We start from the raw sequence: 13,492 nt of genomic DNA, 5'->3' as shown, positions 1-13,492 counted from the left end.
CTAATTCTAAAGTTTAAGTTAGACTAATTTCCTGTTCCTTATTTAAAACACTCGAACAAGGTTAGAATTCAGAAGACAAAAATTTCCAAACAGTTATAGCTTCGGTTCTTAAATCCTAAACCAAATAGCAAGCTTTAGCAACGCAATGATTAGAGAAAAGCTCTCCGCTACAGCAGAAGCAGAGCAGGCATTTTGGTTTCCTGGGCGTTGGCTTGGCGGCGTTTCTATGATGCTTGCCCCAATTCTGCTGCTTACGGGCGTGCTGCTCCGCATTCAGTTCTATTTCTTCTTTCCGCAACAATTAGCTGCTTTTAAAGAAAACCCGGTATTGCTGGTTACAGCGTATAACTTTTTTGTTGCCGGTAATATTTTGCTTTGGCCAGCTATTATTACCCTGGCCCAACTCGTAGGTAACAAAAAGAGGCAGTTAGCTTTGTGGGGTGGTACATTTGTTATATTCGGCCTTTTTGCCCGAACCTTTCACGGGGGCGCAGATCATCTGGCGTTTCAGTTGGTTCGGGTGCAGGGCTTGGAATTGGCCACTAAAGCTATTGCCAGTTCATACGGGGCGTTTAATATTGTAGCAACGCTTAACGGTGCAATTCTCCTGGGCTGGATAATATTGGCTGTTGGCGCTTACCTATCGGGTACCCTGGGGCTATTCCGGTCTGTTAGCCTGGGGCTTATGGCAGCCCTAATGTTAGGGGTGCTTAAAGGCAGTTCCTGGGTTTCAGTTATTGCAACGGCTGGGCTTTGCATAGCCTTGGTGCCGCTTGGTATAAAAGTGTTGCAATCTGGGCCAATCCCCAATCTTAAAGCTGTAATAGGCTGGTTACTAATTGTTCTTACGGTAGTGGTTGTTTTTTACTTTCTAGGACAAGCTGGTTAAAATATTAATTGCACCCGCATTAAAATCTTAATCAGGAAGAATTAAAACTTTTCCTGTACCAATTGCCACTAATTATGCTGCATCTGCCTCAATTCTGTTTTTATAAATCAGGAAGGTAGTTGGTATATTCGCTGCATCCTTTGTTATTTGCGGCTCTAAATTTGCCGGGTTATCTGTAACTCACAACTCAATCTTTTTAGCAGAACTATCATGTTACAAAAAATCAGTACCCATTCCGGCTTAAATATGCGGCAATTGGGCGGAGCCTTGCTGGTTTTTTTATCGGCGGTTTGTTTTTCTTCTAAGGCCATTATGGTAAAACTGGCTTACCGTTACCACGTAGATTCGGTATCGCTGCTTACCCTGCGCATGGCTTTCTCGGTACCGGTGTTTTTAATTGTGGGGTATTTATCTAAAGCAAACAAAGGCGAACAACACGCCAATATAAGCCCCAAAGATTATTTCTGGTTGGTGTTAATGGGTTTTGTGGGTTATTACCTTTCCAGTTTGTTCGATTTTTTAGGTTTGCAATATATTACCGCGGGTTTAGAGCGGCTAATATTATTTATTTACCCCACGTTGGTAGTGGTGCTTTCGGCAATATTTTTAGGCAAGCCCATTAGTCGCAACCAATTTATTGCCTTGGGACTGACGTACGCCGGCGTTTTGCTGGTGTTGGTAGGCGATGTGCACACCGAAAGCCAGGCCAATATGATCAAAGGCGGGTTATTAATATTTATTAGTGCCGTAACCTACGCTACTTACCTGATGGGCAGCGGCCAATTAATTCCGAAATTTGGGGCGGTGCGTTTTACTTCTTACGCCATGACGTTGGCCGCCCTCGGCGTTTTTGCGCATTATTTAATAGCGGGGCAGCATCATTTGTTGCAATTACCCATGCCGGTTTATGGCTACAGCTTTTTAATGGCTATGGTTGCTACCGTTGCTCCAGCTTACTTACTCTCCGAAGGTATCCGGATGGTAGGAGCCGGCAATGCCTCTATTATTGCCAGTATCGGCCCTATTTCGACCATTATTTTGGCCTATATTTTCCTCGGCGAGCAGGTGTCGTTTATTCAGATGGTAGGCACCTTAATCGTGCTGGCCGGTATTATTCTAATTACCCTCCGGAAAAATTAAGCAGCCAATATTTTACCTGGCGCTTTACTACAAAAAGTAATCGGCTACTTCCTGCCAGTTATTCAGGCGCGTGTATGCGGTGAGGTGCGTGTTGTGCGGCGCAGTATAAACCATGGGCGTTCCTTTAAAGGTTTTCAGGTTGCGTTCCGCATCATCCAATAAATAATCGGTTCCCAGAATATTTTTGTGGCCGCAGAAAATAATATGCGTCCAGGAAATAAAGGGGAAATGTTGTTTTAACCAGTTATACTTATGGGTTAAGCAATGCTCAAATTCCATCGCTGCTGTCGCAATATAAACCTCGTATTTTTCCTGTAGCTGGCGTACCACCTCCTGGCAATTTTCCTGTAAATCCATGTCTTTAAAGAAATCGTGGCGGTGCGGAAACTGCTTTACAAGGGCGAGGCGCTCGGGCGGTACGGTGTTGTCGAGGTTGCGGCCGGGCAGCCGTAAATCCGGTAAGTCTTCGTTAAATTCTTTTTGGTAAAGTTCTATAAACCGGCCAACGGCATCGGTCATTACATCGTCCATATCAATGGCAATGCTTTTTTTAGTCATAAGTAAATATTTTTGGTTGGTCTTAGTTGCTTCTGCATCAGCAAAAACAGTATTACGAAAATTAGCTACTATAGATGTTTTAATTTAACCTGGCGCTTAGCTGCAGCAAAATAATAAAACCTGTGTTTATGGTGGTGCCTCTGGGCTAATTATTCAAAAGATTTGCATGCTGAATTTTAAATATTTCTGTCAGCGACCAATCTGGCAGCTATTACTTGATTAAAGTCCTGCTCGCGTAATAAACCGCGATAAATTTGATTGCCGATGATAAAAGTAGGAACAGCCGATATTTTTACCTCTTCGTAGGCGTGCCGTAAAGCTTCTTTGTGCAGGTCTTTATAAGTTCGTTCTTCCAAGGCCTGTTCAAATGCTGTTGGATCTAAACCAATTTCGGTAGCCAGTTTGGTAAGTACACCTATATCACCAATATCCTGTTCTTCCTGAAAAAAGGCTGTAAACATCCGGTGGTTATAAACATCAGCTAAGCCGTGCTCCTTCGCAAACTGGTAACCTTCAAAAGCAAGATGTGTGTATGGCTGCGGCGAAACCCGGGGCAGTACAATGGGTATATCCAGCATTTCGCCCATAGGGTAAACCGATTGCTGCCAGGTTTGCTGCAGGTATTCGCCTTCGGGTTTTAGCGTAGGCGTGGGGTAAGGCCGTAATTCAAAGGGCATCCATTCTATATTTATTTTATCTTCCTGCCCTTGGATGGCCCGCAGTAGTACCTGTTCGCCAAAAAAGCAATAGGGGCAAACGTAATCAGAATAAACCTGGATGTTCAACATAAGCTAATTTTGTGGTATTTCCTCCGGTAATATACCCCATGAGGCAAAAGGAGTTTTACTTTTTTTTGCTGTTCGGGTGGATTTCTCTCTGCCAGAATAAAATATTATTTGCCGCAATAGTTAACTAAACTTTTACGCAGCCAGGAGTTTAGCTCTTCATGCCCTGTCATTAGGCTTACTACAATTATTACTTTAAAAATTAGAGATGTAACAGTCAGGAATATTCCTATTGGTTTAATCAGAAAACCCGCTTTATTACCACAACAAATATTTAATAAATAAGTAAATGTACTACTTTGTTCCACGTGCAACTACCTGTTTTTAATAGGTAAAGGGCCTAACCGGAATATAATTAATACCTAATTTATCTGAATTTATACTGCTGATTAACCGGCGAAACTATAATTATATATTTTTTTATGGCACAAACTGAGGCTCAACAATTAGAAGCTGAAACCTATTACCGTGATGTTTTAGAACTGCTGAACCAAAATGGTTTGCAATATTTAGTAGGCGGCGGCTGGGCTTTCCGGCAATATACCGGCATTGTTCGCGACCTAAAAGACCTGGATTTATTTTGTAAAGCCGGTGAATATCCTAAAATATTAAAGCTTTTTTCGGACCATGGCTACAAAACCGAACTGACCGATGTACGCTGGCTGGCCAAGCTGTACCGCGACGACATGTACATTGATTTAATATTTAACACCGTAAATAATATTTGTACCGTAGACGATAGCTGGTTCGATTATGCCACTGAAGGCGAAGCTTACGGCGTGCCGGTAAAGCTTATTCCGGCCGAAGAATTGTTGTGGTGCAAAGTATACGTGCAAAACCGCGAACGCTACGACGGCGCCGATGTTAACCATATTATTGTGCGCTGGGGTCACCAACTCGACTGGAACCGCATCTGGTCGAGGCTGGAGCAACACTGGCATTTGTTGCTGTCACAGGTTTTATTATTTCAGTTTGTGTACCCCACCGAGCGCGATTTAATTCCTAAATGGTTATTTGATAAGCTCATAGAATTGGCTAAGAACCAGTACAATATGCCGCTGCCGGTCGAAAAAGTTTGCCTCGGACCTATAATTGACCAAACCCAATACCGCACCGATATTACCGATTGGGAGTATAAGGTAATTACCATCAAGACGATTTAAAAAACTATGGAAATTATTGAAGGCGGAAACAGTCAAAAGAAAACCCGTATTGCGGCCGTAGGCGATATTCACGTAAAAGAAACTGACCACGGCAAATGGACGGAATATTTTAAAAACGTTGGGCGCGAAGCGGATATTTTAATTCTGGCCGGCGACTTAACCGATACTGGCCATTTAAACGAAGCCGAAATATTAAAAGAAGAATTAAAGGCCTGCTCTATACCCATTGTGGCCGTACTGGGCAACCACGATTTTGAGCGCGATCAGCAAAAAGCCATAAAAAAAATGCTCGAAAGCGACCAGGTACATATTCTGGATGGCGAGGCTGTGGTAATTAACAATATTGGTTTTGCCGGCATTAAAGGTTTTGGCGGTGGTTTTGGCCGGTATATGCTCTCGATGTTCGGCGAGCAGATGTTTAAATCGTTTGTGCAGGAAGCCGTAGATGAAGCCTTAAAACTGGATCGGGCGCTGGCACACCTGGAAAGTAACTACGAAGAAGATTTGAAAAAATTTGTGGTGATGCACTACGCACCTATTAAAGAAACGGTAGAGGGCGAACCCCACGAAATATGGCCGTTTATGGGATCATCGCGGTTAGTAGAACCCATTAACCGCCGGGAAGTGGAGGCGGTTTTTCACGGCCATGCGCACGTAGGCACCCTAGAAGGCCAGACCTCAGCCGGCGTTAAGGTGTATAATGTAGCCCGGCCCATTTTGCAAAGGGCGCACCAGCTACAGCATTATATTTACGAAGTATAAAGCCCATATTCGCAAAAGCGTGAAAAAGAAAAGGCGGGAAATATTCCCGCCTCTTGCTTGTATATGCAGTATGAAAACTAGTTTCCGCTAATAGCGTGCTGAAACATTTGGCTTTCCAGGTTAATACCTAAGCCCATGGCTACGCCGATGCCCAGCGACATATCGGCCCGGAAGAAATGACACAACTGGCGGTTAATTATTAAGGTCCGTTTTTCACCCGTAATACCGCTCATAGCACCCACAATATTGCTGATAGTGGCCTTCTGCTCATCCGGCGTCATTAGCCGGAATAAATCACCGGGTTGGGTGTAGTGGTCGTTCTCGTTTTCGCCGTTGCGGTCGAACCAACCGGCAATCGAATTTTCCAAGTCCTGCGCCGGTTCCTGGTATTTCTCGTCGGGGTAAATATTATCAAAACTGTTCGGGAAATAATTAGGTGCGCTGCCGCCGTTGCCGTCGTAGCGCATGGCGCCATCGCGCTGGTAATTATTTACGGTGTATGGGCAGCGGTTAACCGGCAATTGTTCGTAGTTCGCGCCAATACGATAGCGGTGCGCATCGGGGTAAGCCAGCAAGCGGCCTTGCAGCATCCGGTCCGGCGAATAGCCAATGCCGTCTACCACGTGCGCCGGCGCAAAAGCCGATTGCTCTACATCGGCAAAATAATTATTGGGTACGCGGTTCAACTCCAGAATACCTACATCAACCAGCGGAAAGTCTTGCTGCGACCAAACTTTGGTTAAATCAAACGGATTCCATTTGTAAGTTTTAGCCTGGGCTTCGGTCATAACTTGTATTTTAAGTGCCCACTGCGGGAAATCGCCGCGGTCAATGGCTTCTACTAAATCACGTTGCGCAAAATCCGGGTCTTTGCCTTTCATTTCGGTCGCTTCGGCACCGGTAAAGTTCTTAATGCCCTGCAAGGTTTTAAAATGAAACTTCACGTAATGGCGCTCGTTTTCGGCGTTGATAAACGAGAAAGTATGGCTGCCGAAGCCGTGCATGTGGCGGTAACCGTAAGGCGTGCCCCGATCGCTCATTAAAATCATTACCTGGTGCAAACTTTCGGGGTTAAGGCTCCAGAAATCCCATACCATGGTCGCGCTTTTAGTGTGCGTGCGCGGGTCACGTTTTTGGGTATGAATAAAATCCGGGAATTTTTTCGGGTCTTTAATAAAGAACACGGGCGTGTTATTGCCTACTAAATCCCAGTTACCGTCTTCGGTGTAAAATTTAATGGCAAAGCCGCGTGGGTCGCGTTCAGTATCGGCCGAGCCGTTTTCGCCGCCTACGGTAGAAAAGCGTAAGAACAAAGGTGTTTCTTTGCCAATCTGGTTGAATATTTTCGCACGGGTGTATTTGGTTATATCGTGGGTAACCGTGAATTTACCGTAAGCGCCGGAGCCTTTGGCGTGTACCACCCGCTCGGGCACCCGCTCGCGGTTAAAGTGGGCCAGTTTCTCGTGTAATATAAAATCTTCTAACAAAATAGGGCCACGCGGACCAACCGTTTTAGAATTTTCGTGCTGGGTGTAAGGTATGCCGGAGGCGGTGGTTAATTTGTGGGTTCTTTCTTTTTCTTCCATGGTTTGGTTGTCAGTTGGCAGGGGTTGTTTTATTAAGTGCTACAAACTTCCGGTAATTTGCTTTATCAATCAAATTGATAATATTTAATGTGTAATAGTTTTTGTCTATATTTGACCATTGATTTACGCTGATTAATGGATTGCCCTGATTTCTTCTTCAATATTTAGAATCTGTGTGGCCATTCATAATTCATAATTTCTAATTCATAATTCTATAAAAGTGACGCTTGTACAATTAGAATATGTGGTGGCCGTAGATACTTACCGGCATTTCGCGACGGCGGCGGAGAAAACTTTTGTAACGCAGCCTACCTTGAGTATGCAGATTCAGAAACTGGAAGAAGAACTGGGTGTGAAATTATTTGACCGGAGTAAACAGCCTGTGGTGCCTACCGAAGTAGGAGTAGAAGTTATTCAGCAGGCGCGGCTATTACTAAATCAGGCGCAGGGAATAAAGCAGATAATCAGCGATAAAAAAGGGGAAATAGCCGGTGAACTGCGGTTGGGCGTAATTCCTACTTTGGCGCCGTATTTATTGCCTTTGTTTCTGAAAGCGTTCCTGCAAAAATACCCGAAAGTAAAATTAAAGATTACGGAACTAACCACCGAAAATATTGCCTCGTGCTTGAAGCAAAATAAATTAGATGCCGGGTTACTGGTAACGCCACTACAAGATAATAGCCTGAAAGAGCACGTTTTGTTTTACGAGGAACTGGTGGCCTACGTATCTAAAGCCAATGCGCTGTACGAGAAAAAATATGTGTTGCCGACCGATATTGATTTAAAAATGCTTTGGTTGCTGGAAGAAGGGCATTGTTTCCGGTCGCAAATATTAAACCTTTGCGAACTCCGCAGTGCCTTGCCCGAAGGTAAAGCTTTTGAATACGAGGCCGGCAGCATCGAAACTTTGCGCCGCATGGTAGAGCAGGATAACGGCATTACTATTATTCCGGAACTAGCCACTTTAGATTTATCAGCGAAACAACAAAAACTGGTGCGGTATTTCGATGCGCCGGCACCGGTACGCGAAGTAAGCCTGGTAACGCACCGCGATTATGTAAAGAAACGCCTGATAGAAGTTTTGAAAGAAGAAATAATGGCCGCTTTGCCCGATAAAGTGCGGAATAATAAAAACGAGCGGCTGGTTAATATTTAAGGTTGACACTACCTTAAAGGTTTGCTGCTGCTGCCTGGTAACTTTTGAATGAAAGGCTTAAACTAAAATCAGTATTTATTCAAAGCACCAATCTAAAATTGCCGCGTAGTAAATAGCTGTAATAAGTTCTGGGTTTAAATAAGTATGGTAATGGGTGAGATAAGAAATAATAGTGCAAAGGCATCGGATAATCAACTTAAAAATATTCGGTCGGAAAGTGGGCGTGAAGCTGGCGACTCTGGTAATTTAGAACAAGTGTATTCCCAAACTACTAACTCAGCGGATTTATCCCCACAAAGTGCCGCAACAGAAGAAATTAGTGGGGGTGAGGATGAACCGCAATCCGTAGCAAAAGAGGAAAGCAATAACCAGACAATGGGTATTCCTTAACGGCTTACCTTGTAAAGGCCACCATAACAGCGCCGTTAAAAGTATCGTATTCTGTAGTTTCGCCGGGGCCTTATAGGCGCGGGCTACACAAATATTTAGTTTAAAAGCATCTAAAACAGTTAGCTATGGATAAGAATATAGAAGGAATGGACGAAAGCATGAGAGCAATGCAACGGCGCTTGGAAGAGGTAGCGCAAGACAACGAAAGCAGCCAAAATTTTAAACCCGGCGGCAATGCCGAAACGCAGCAAACTGACCTGGATCAGATAAACCCAGCCGCCATGGCTGGAGCCGCGGGTGGTACCGGTGGAGTAGGTACCGACCAGGAATTGGGCGGTGACTTAGGCGCTGCTACCGGTACGGGTTGCCACGGCCATGTAGGGGATGGCGGTACCGCTACCGAAAATAATTATTAAGACAAAGGGCAAAGAAAGCACGCCTTTTAAAAGCCTTCTCCTGAGTTAAAGAGAAGGCTTTTTTATGCGCCATGCACCTGCAAAAAGGCCTATAATAAATTTAATCGCCGAAGAATATAAATAGAATAAGCAGAAATACGATAAAAAATACATACATCAGCAGATCGGTCTGAATGTAGTCTTTCCATTTGTTATAAAAATTGCGCAAATTTCTCAAAGCTTTGATATAAAATTGATTACCTCAAAATTAAAAAATATTTAATTAAGCTGCCGGATATAAACGGAACTTGTAGCGCAAAATTCTTCTTTAATCTATTACTTTTGTAATCCCGCACACGAACGCAGCAGCAACATGGAGAAACGATGGGTATTAAAAACAACCCCCGACCAAGACACCGTGAGCAGTCTGGCCAAGCGCCTGCTCATTAGCGAAACTTTAGCCACCGTTTTATGCCAGCGTGGCGTGTGCAACTTTGAGGAAGCCAAGAAATATTTCCGCCCCTCACTCGATGACCTCCACGATCCGTTTCTGATCCGGGACATGGACAAAGCCATCGACCGCCTGAACGAAGCCATTCACCAAAACGAAAAAGTTTTAATTTACGGCGATTACGACGTTGATGGCACCACTTCGGTGGCTCTTGTTTATAGTTTTTTGCAGCGCTACGTTAAAGAAATTGATATTTATATACCTAACCGTGATTTAGAGGGTTATGGCATTTCGGTACAAGGAGTAGACTGGGCCGCCGAGCACAACTTTACTTTGGTTATTAGCTTAGATTGCGGGATAAAATCGATGGAGAAAGTAGCTTATGCAAAATCCAAAGGCATTGATTTTATTATTTGCGACCACCACTTACCCGATACTACTATTCCGGACGCAGTAGCGGTGCTGGACCCTAAACGCAGCGATTGCCCTTACCCTTATAAAGAATTATCGGGTTGTGGGGTTGGTTTTAAATTATTGCAAGGCTTTTGCCAGCACAACGATTTAGATACCGCGCCGCTTTTTGGTTTGCTGGATTTATTGGTAGTAAGTATTGCAGCCGATATTGTGCCTATTACCGGCGAAAACCGGATATTTGCGTATTTTGGGTTACAGCAACTTAACTCCGGCGCACCGTTGCGGCCTGGTTTAGAAGCATTAAGAGAATTGGCTGGCCTTACCGGCGAACTGGATATTAACAGCATTGTGTTTGGCTTTGCCCCCCGCATTAATGCGGCCGGCCGCATGGGCGATGCTAAACGGTCGGTGCACATGTTGCTGGCCCCCACCAAGGAAGAAGCCTTTACCAAAGCCGATATTATTGATAAAACCAACAACGAGCGCCGCGGCCACGATACCAGCATTACCAAAGAAGCTTTGCTGATGATTGAGCAGGATGAAGTAATGCGCCGCTCGCGGTCTACGGTGTTGTTTAAAGAAACCTGGCACAAAGGCGTGGTAGGCATTGTGGCTTCCCGCTGCATCGAAAAATATTACCGGCCTACCATTATTTTAACCCAATCAAACGGTAAAGCTTCGGGCTCGGCGCGATCCGTACACGGTTTTGATGTACACAGTGCTATTCTGGAGTGCAGCGATTTATTGGAGCAGTTTGGCGGACACATGTACGCCGCCGGCTTAACTTTACCCGTTGAAAATATTCCGGCTTTCCGGGAGCGGTTCGAAGCAGTAGTAAGCCGCACCATTACCGAAGAACAACTTATTCCGCAGATAGAAATAGATACTCCTATCCGATTAAGGCAAATTACGCCTAACTTCCTGAAAATAGTAAAGCAAATGGAGCCCTTCGGGCCCGGTAATATGGGGCCGGTGTTTATGTCGGAGTGCGTGTACGATACGGGCGCGTGCCGCGTAGTAGGCGAAACGCACCTAAAGCTGAAAATTATGCAGGAAGATAGCCACCAACTGGATGCTATTGCGTTTGGCATGGCCGATTATTATCCGCGCATTTTAAAAGGTATTCCGTTTGATGTTTGCTATTGCGTAGAAGAAAACGTGTACCGCGGCGTTACTTCGCTGCAATTGCGCATTAAAGATATTCGGTTTGCGGAGTAGGGTTTCGAGGCTATACTCCTTGGCAAGTGTTCCTAACGCTTAACTTTTTTATGCTACTAATATTTTCACCATAAAATAGCGGGTATTATTAGGCAGGCGTATACTTAATAGATGTAACGCAATATTTTCCTATAAACAATTTACAAGTCTAAGGAGTCTAATTCTGTCATTCCGGAGGAACCTATTTAGCTGCCTGCTACATAGTTTCCTCCTGAATGACAGTAGTGGATTGTTTAAACTTCTTTTTTAGCATTTGTATAACAGCAGTACTTAAGTTGCTGATGAATTAAGATATTTTATTGGGCCTTAATTTCTTCAGTAAGAAACTAACAAGCGCATAAATAAATATCCATGCTGTTACATCAATTAGTAATTTGATGTTCCATAGGCCCTCGCTAAAAATATTATAATCGAAGCCGGCAACTTTATAACCTATTTTCTTGATGAGATAAGTTAATAGAATAGAGATAAAAGTAAACGGCATACTGTCCTGTTTCATAATATTCCCATGTTCAGGTAGTTAAGAAATAATACTATTTTTCTGCTAGCTTATTAGTTTATCCGGGTCAGCGTCGATTCGAAAAAAGGAGCCCATATTTTGCCTTCATCGGCACTCATTTCGCCGGTTTGGTACCATTGCCCTTTTTCGTTTAACCTGGCCGTATACCGAATAATATGGCCGGAAAAATGAATGCGCCAGATTATTTTCTTTTCCAGCACTTCGACATAGGCATCAATATAAGCGCCATCGTTGGTGTAAGCCTGCAAGTTGTACTTCGATTGTAAAACATTATAGCCCAGCAAACCAATATTTTGGGCAACTTTATCTTGCCCCTGCATAAGGCTTTCGTTTAGCAGCAATACAGTATTATCTAAATTATTAACAAACGCTAAGGTATGTTTAACTTCTTGCTTCTGCCCGTCTTGCCCCTTAATAGAAGCCGTTCCTTGCCATTTACCAGTCAGCCATTTTAAGGCTTGCATTTTTTGCTGCACAATTGGCAGCGGATTAGCCTGCTGGGCAAAAACTACCGGGCTAATTAGTAGTAAAAGAATAACAAAAGAGAGTCGCAGCATGATTTTGTTTTAAGAAGTTAAACTATTAGACCGAAAAATTTAAGTTGTAAGCTGCAACAAGAGCTAGGTTGTTTTTTCTAGTTCGTTTGCTTTGGCCAAAGAAACCAAGCCGCCCATCGCACCCAGGTTCATTGAGTCTAGGGCTGAACTAGGAACAATTACCATCGAGCCTTTTTCTTTTAAACCTTCAAACAGCATATTCATACCTCTGAGGTGTAACGCTACCGGATTATTCCGGTACTGTTCGCTGGCTTCGGCAAACTTATAAGCAATTTCAGTTTCGGCTGTTCCTAGAATTACCCGGGCCCGCCGTTCCCGTTCGGCCTGGGCTTCCTTGCTCATGGCATCGGCCAAGGTTTGCGGAATAATAATGTCTTTTATGCCCACACTCTGGCAGGTAATTCCCCAGGGGTTGGTATGTTGGTCCATTATAATTTGTAAGTCTTCTGCTACCTTATCTCTTTCCTGCAGCAAATCGGCTAATTCGTGTTTGCCTATCATATCTCTTAAGCCGGTTTGGGCAATGTAATAAATGGCAGTTTGGTAATCCTGTACTTCCAGCGCAGCTTTTTCAACGTCCCATACGGTCCAATACACCACGGCATCTACATTAACCGGCACGGTATCTTTGGTTAAAGTTTGTTCGGCTTTAAAATCGGTAACCCGTACCCGTTGGTCTATGTAATTATCTATTTTGTCGAGGATAGGAATAATAAAAAAGATGCCTGGTCCTTTTAAGCCCTGGTATTTACCCATTCTTAAAACCACGGCTTTTTCCCATTGGTTGGCAATGTGAATGGTGCGGGCAATAAAAAAGGAGAATATGATTAACGCCGCTAATCCGCCGGGATTTAAATATCCTACATGATGCAGCCCGACCGAAATGCCCAACATTATAATGAACACGGTAATTGAAATGGGATTCCACCATCTATCTGTAGTTGTTTTCATCTGATTTTTGTTTTTGAAGTTGATTAATCATGTCCTCCACCGAAAAGCCATAGCTAAAGGCAATTGCAGAAAATTCGTTACATATTTCCTTTAGCTTGTTTTTCTTTTCTTCCGCAGGTATTTCAATTTTAATATCACTAATAAAAGTACCGGTACCCTGTTGCGTGGCTAAAATATTCTGGATTTCCAGTTCTTTATAAGCTTTGGCTACCGTATTCAGGTTTACTTTTAAATCCACGGCTAAAGACCGGACCGTTGGTAACTGTTCGCCGGTTTTCAGTTTACCGGCCGCAATACCAAATTTTATCTGATCAATAATTTGGCGGTAAAACGGAGCCCCGGATTTAGGGTCTAGTTTAAAATTAATCATTATACTATTGTTGTAGTATCATAGTGTACTATATGTATAGTACAAGTATACAATATTGTTTGTTTAATGTCAAGTATTTAGCAATAAATATTTTGAGCGTAAACATTAAGTAAGGAGCCCGGGGTTGCTCAGGGCTGTGTGCATACAATTTTTACCAAGCAGGAAGAATTAATTATGCATTATGAAA

14 protein-coding genes are annotated in these 13,492 nt (G+C 43.6%); 8 read left to right on the top strand and 6 right to left on the bottom strand.

Features of this window, described 5'->3' with window-relative positions; genetic code table 11:
• The first annotated feature begins 145 nt into the window (after positions 1-145).
• Positions 146-889 (top strand): hypothetical protein, encoded by a 744-nt coding sequence (locus F0145_RS10905; RefSeq protein WP_190277524.1) that lies wholly within the window; start codon positions 146-148, stop codon positions 887-889.
• Between the two features lie 210 nt (positions 890-1,099).
• The gene (locus F0145_RS10900) at positions 1,100-2,029 is read left to right on the top strand and encodes a DMT family transporter (protein WP_150088444.1); all 930 of its coding nucleotides are present in this window, start codon (positions 1,100-1,102) and stop codon (positions 2,027-2,029) included.
• Positions 2,030-2,056: 27 nt separating this feature from the next.
• Here F0145_RS10900 and F0145_RS10895 read toward each other — a convergent pair whose 3' ends face one another.
• Entirely contained in the window at positions 2,057-2,587 is a 531-nt protein-coding gene (locus F0145_RS10895; RefSeq protein ID WP_150088443.1) for a 5' nucleotidase, NT5C type, read from the bottom strand.
• Positions 2,588-2,763: 176 nt separating this feature from the next.
• Positions 2,764-3,375: a DsbA family oxidoreductase gene (locus F0145_RS10890; protein WP_150088442.1), complete on the bottom strand. Its 612-nt coding sequence runs from the start codon at positions 3,373-3,375 to the stop codon at positions 2,764-2,766.
• 419 nt (positions 3,376-3,794) lie between these two features.
• On the opposite strand from F0145_RS10890, the gene F0145_RS10885 reads away from it, so the two are divergent.
• Positions 3,795-4,535 carry a nucleotidyltransferase gene (locus F0145_RS10885; RefSeq protein WP_150088441.1) on the top strand — a complete coding sequence of 247 codons (741 nt, stop codon included), beginning with the start codon at positions 3,795-3,797 and terminating at the stop codon, positions 4,533-4,535.
• Positions 4,536-4,541: 6 nt separating this feature from the next.
• On the top strand, positions 4,542-5,297 hold the full coding sequence (locus tag F0145_RS10880; RefSeq protein ID WP_150088440.1) for a metallophosphoesterase family protein: 756 nt from the start codon (positions 4,542-4,544) through the stop codon (positions 5,295-5,297).
• 77 nt (positions 5,298-5,374) lie between these two features.
• Here the strand turns inward: F0145_RS10880 and F0145_RS10875 are convergent, their stop codons facing one another.
• Positions 5,375-6,883 (bottom strand): catalase, encoded by a 1,509-nt coding sequence (locus tag F0145_RS10875; protein ID WP_150088439.1) that lies wholly within the window; start codon positions 6,881-6,883, stop codon positions 5,375-5,377.
• A 220-nt stretch (positions 6,884-7,103) separates the two neighbouring features.
• On the opposite strand from F0145_RS10875, the gene F0145_RS10870 reads away from it, so the two are divergent.
• The 4 genes from F0145_RS10870 (at position 7,104) to recJ (ending at position 10,907) form a co-directional block, all read left to right on the top strand.
• Positions 7,104-8,039 carry a hydrogen peroxide-inducible genes activator gene (locus tag F0145_RS10870; RefSeq protein ID WP_150088438.1) on the top strand — a complete coding sequence of 312 codons (936 nt, stop codon included), beginning with the start codon at positions 7,104-7,106 and terminating at the stop codon, positions 8,037-8,039.
• A gap of 150 nt (positions 8,040-8,189) precedes the next feature.
• A complete protein-coding gene (locus F0145_RS10865; RefSeq protein WP_150088437.1) occupies positions 8,190-8,429 on the top strand; it encodes a hypothetical protein in 240 nt (79 codons plus the stop codon).
• Positions 8,430-8,554: 125 nt separating this feature from the next.
• A complete protein-coding gene (locus tag F0145_RS10860) occupies positions 8,555-8,845 on the top strand; it encodes a hypothetical protein (RefSeq protein ID WP_150088436.1) in 291 nt (96 codons plus the stop codon).
• A 352-nt stretch (positions 8,846-9,197) separates the two neighbouring features.
• Positions 9,198-10,907, top strand: coding sequence for a single-stranded-DNA-specific exonuclease RecJ (gene recJ / locus F0145_RS10855; RefSeq protein ID WP_150088435.1), 1,710 nt, complete (start codon positions 9,198-9,200; stop codon positions 10,905-10,907).
• A gap of 552 nt (positions 10,908-11,459) precedes the next feature.
• On the opposite strand, the gene F0145_RS10850 is transcribed toward recJ, so the two are convergent.
• The 3 genes from F0145_RS10850 to F0145_RS10840 all read right to left on the bottom strand — a co-directional run bounded on the left by F0145_RS10850 (position 11,460) and on the right by F0145_RS10840 (position 13,305).
• Positions 11,460-11,984: a hypothetical protein gene (locus tag F0145_RS10850; protein ID WP_150088434.1), complete on the bottom strand. Its 525-nt coding sequence runs from the start codon at positions 11,982-11,984 to the stop codon at positions 11,460-11,462.
• 63 nt (positions 11,985-12,047) lie between these two features.
• Positions 12,048-12,935 carry a slipin family protein gene (locus F0145_RS10845; protein WP_150088433.1) on the bottom strand — a complete coding sequence of 296 codons (888 nt, stop codon included), beginning with the start codon at positions 12,933-12,935 and terminating at the stop codon, positions 12,048-12,050.
• Entirely contained in the window at positions 12,916-13,305 is a 390-nt protein-coding gene (locus F0145_RS10840) for a GntR family transcriptional regulator (RefSeq protein WP_150088432.1), read from the bottom strand. Before F0145_RS10840 ends, F0145_RS10845 begins: the two co-directional genes overlap by 20 nt.
• Between the last annotated feature and the right edge of the window lie 187 nt (positions 13,306-13,492).

The organism is Adhaeribacter rhizoryzae (assembly GCF_008629685.1).
GTDB lineage: Bacteria > Bacteroidota > Bacteroidia > Cytophagales > Hymenobacteraceae > Adhaeribacter > Adhaeribacter rhizoryzae.
The sequence above is the reverse complement of the archived record's forward strand: the minus strand, read 5'-3'. Positions and strand labels throughout refer to the sequence as shown.

Coding starts and splice junctions, on each gene's coding strand:
- F0145_RS10860 (WP_150088436.1), top strand. CDS start 8,555: ATGGATAAGAATATAGAAGGAATGGACGAAAGCATGAGAGCAATGCAA.
- F0145_RS10865 (WP_150088437.1), top strand. CDS start 8,190: ATGGGTGAGATAAGAAATAATAGTGCAAAGGCATCGGATAATCAACTT.
- F0145_RS10900 (WP_150088444.1), top strand. CDS start 1,100: ATGTTACAAAAAATCAGTACCCATTCCGGCTTAAATATGCGGCAATTG.
- F0145_RS10885 (WP_150088441.1), top strand. CDS start 3,795: ATGGCACAAACTGAGGCTCAACAATTAGAAGCTGAAACCTATTACCGT.
- F0145_RS10845 (WP_150088433.1), bottom strand. CDS start 12,935: ATGAAAACAACTACAGATAGATGGTGGAATCCCATTTCAATTACCGTG.
- F0145_RS10840 (WP_150088432.1), bottom strand. CDS start 13,305: ATGATTAATTTTAAACTAGACCCTAAATCCGGGGCTCCGTTTTACCGC.
- F0145_RS10895 (WP_150088443.1), bottom strand. CDS start 2,587: ATGACTAAAAAAAGCATTGCCATTGATATGGACGATGTAATGACCGAT.
- F0145_RS10880 (WP_150088440.1), top strand. CDS start 4,542: ATGGAAATTATTGAAGGCGGAAACAGTCAAAAGAAAACCCGTATTGCG.
- F0145_RS10850 (WP_150088434.1), bottom strand. CDS start 11,984: ATGCTGCGACTCTCTTTTGTTATTCTTTTACTACTAATTAGCCCGGTA.
- F0145_RS10890 (WP_150088442.1), bottom strand. CDS start 3,375: ATGTTGAACATCCAGGTTTATTCTGATTACGTTTGCCCCTATTGCTTT.
- F0145_RS10905 (WP_190277524.1), top strand. CDS start 146: ATGATTAGAGAAAAGCTCTCCGCTACAGCAGAAGCAGAGCAGGCATTT.
- F0145_RS10875 (WP_150088439.1), bottom strand. CDS start 6,883: ATGGAAGAAAAAGAAAGAACCCACAAATTAACCACCGCCTCCGGCATA.
- recJ (WP_150088435.1), top strand. CDS start 9,198: ATGGAGAAACGATGGGTATTAAAAACAACCCCCGACCAAGACACCGTG.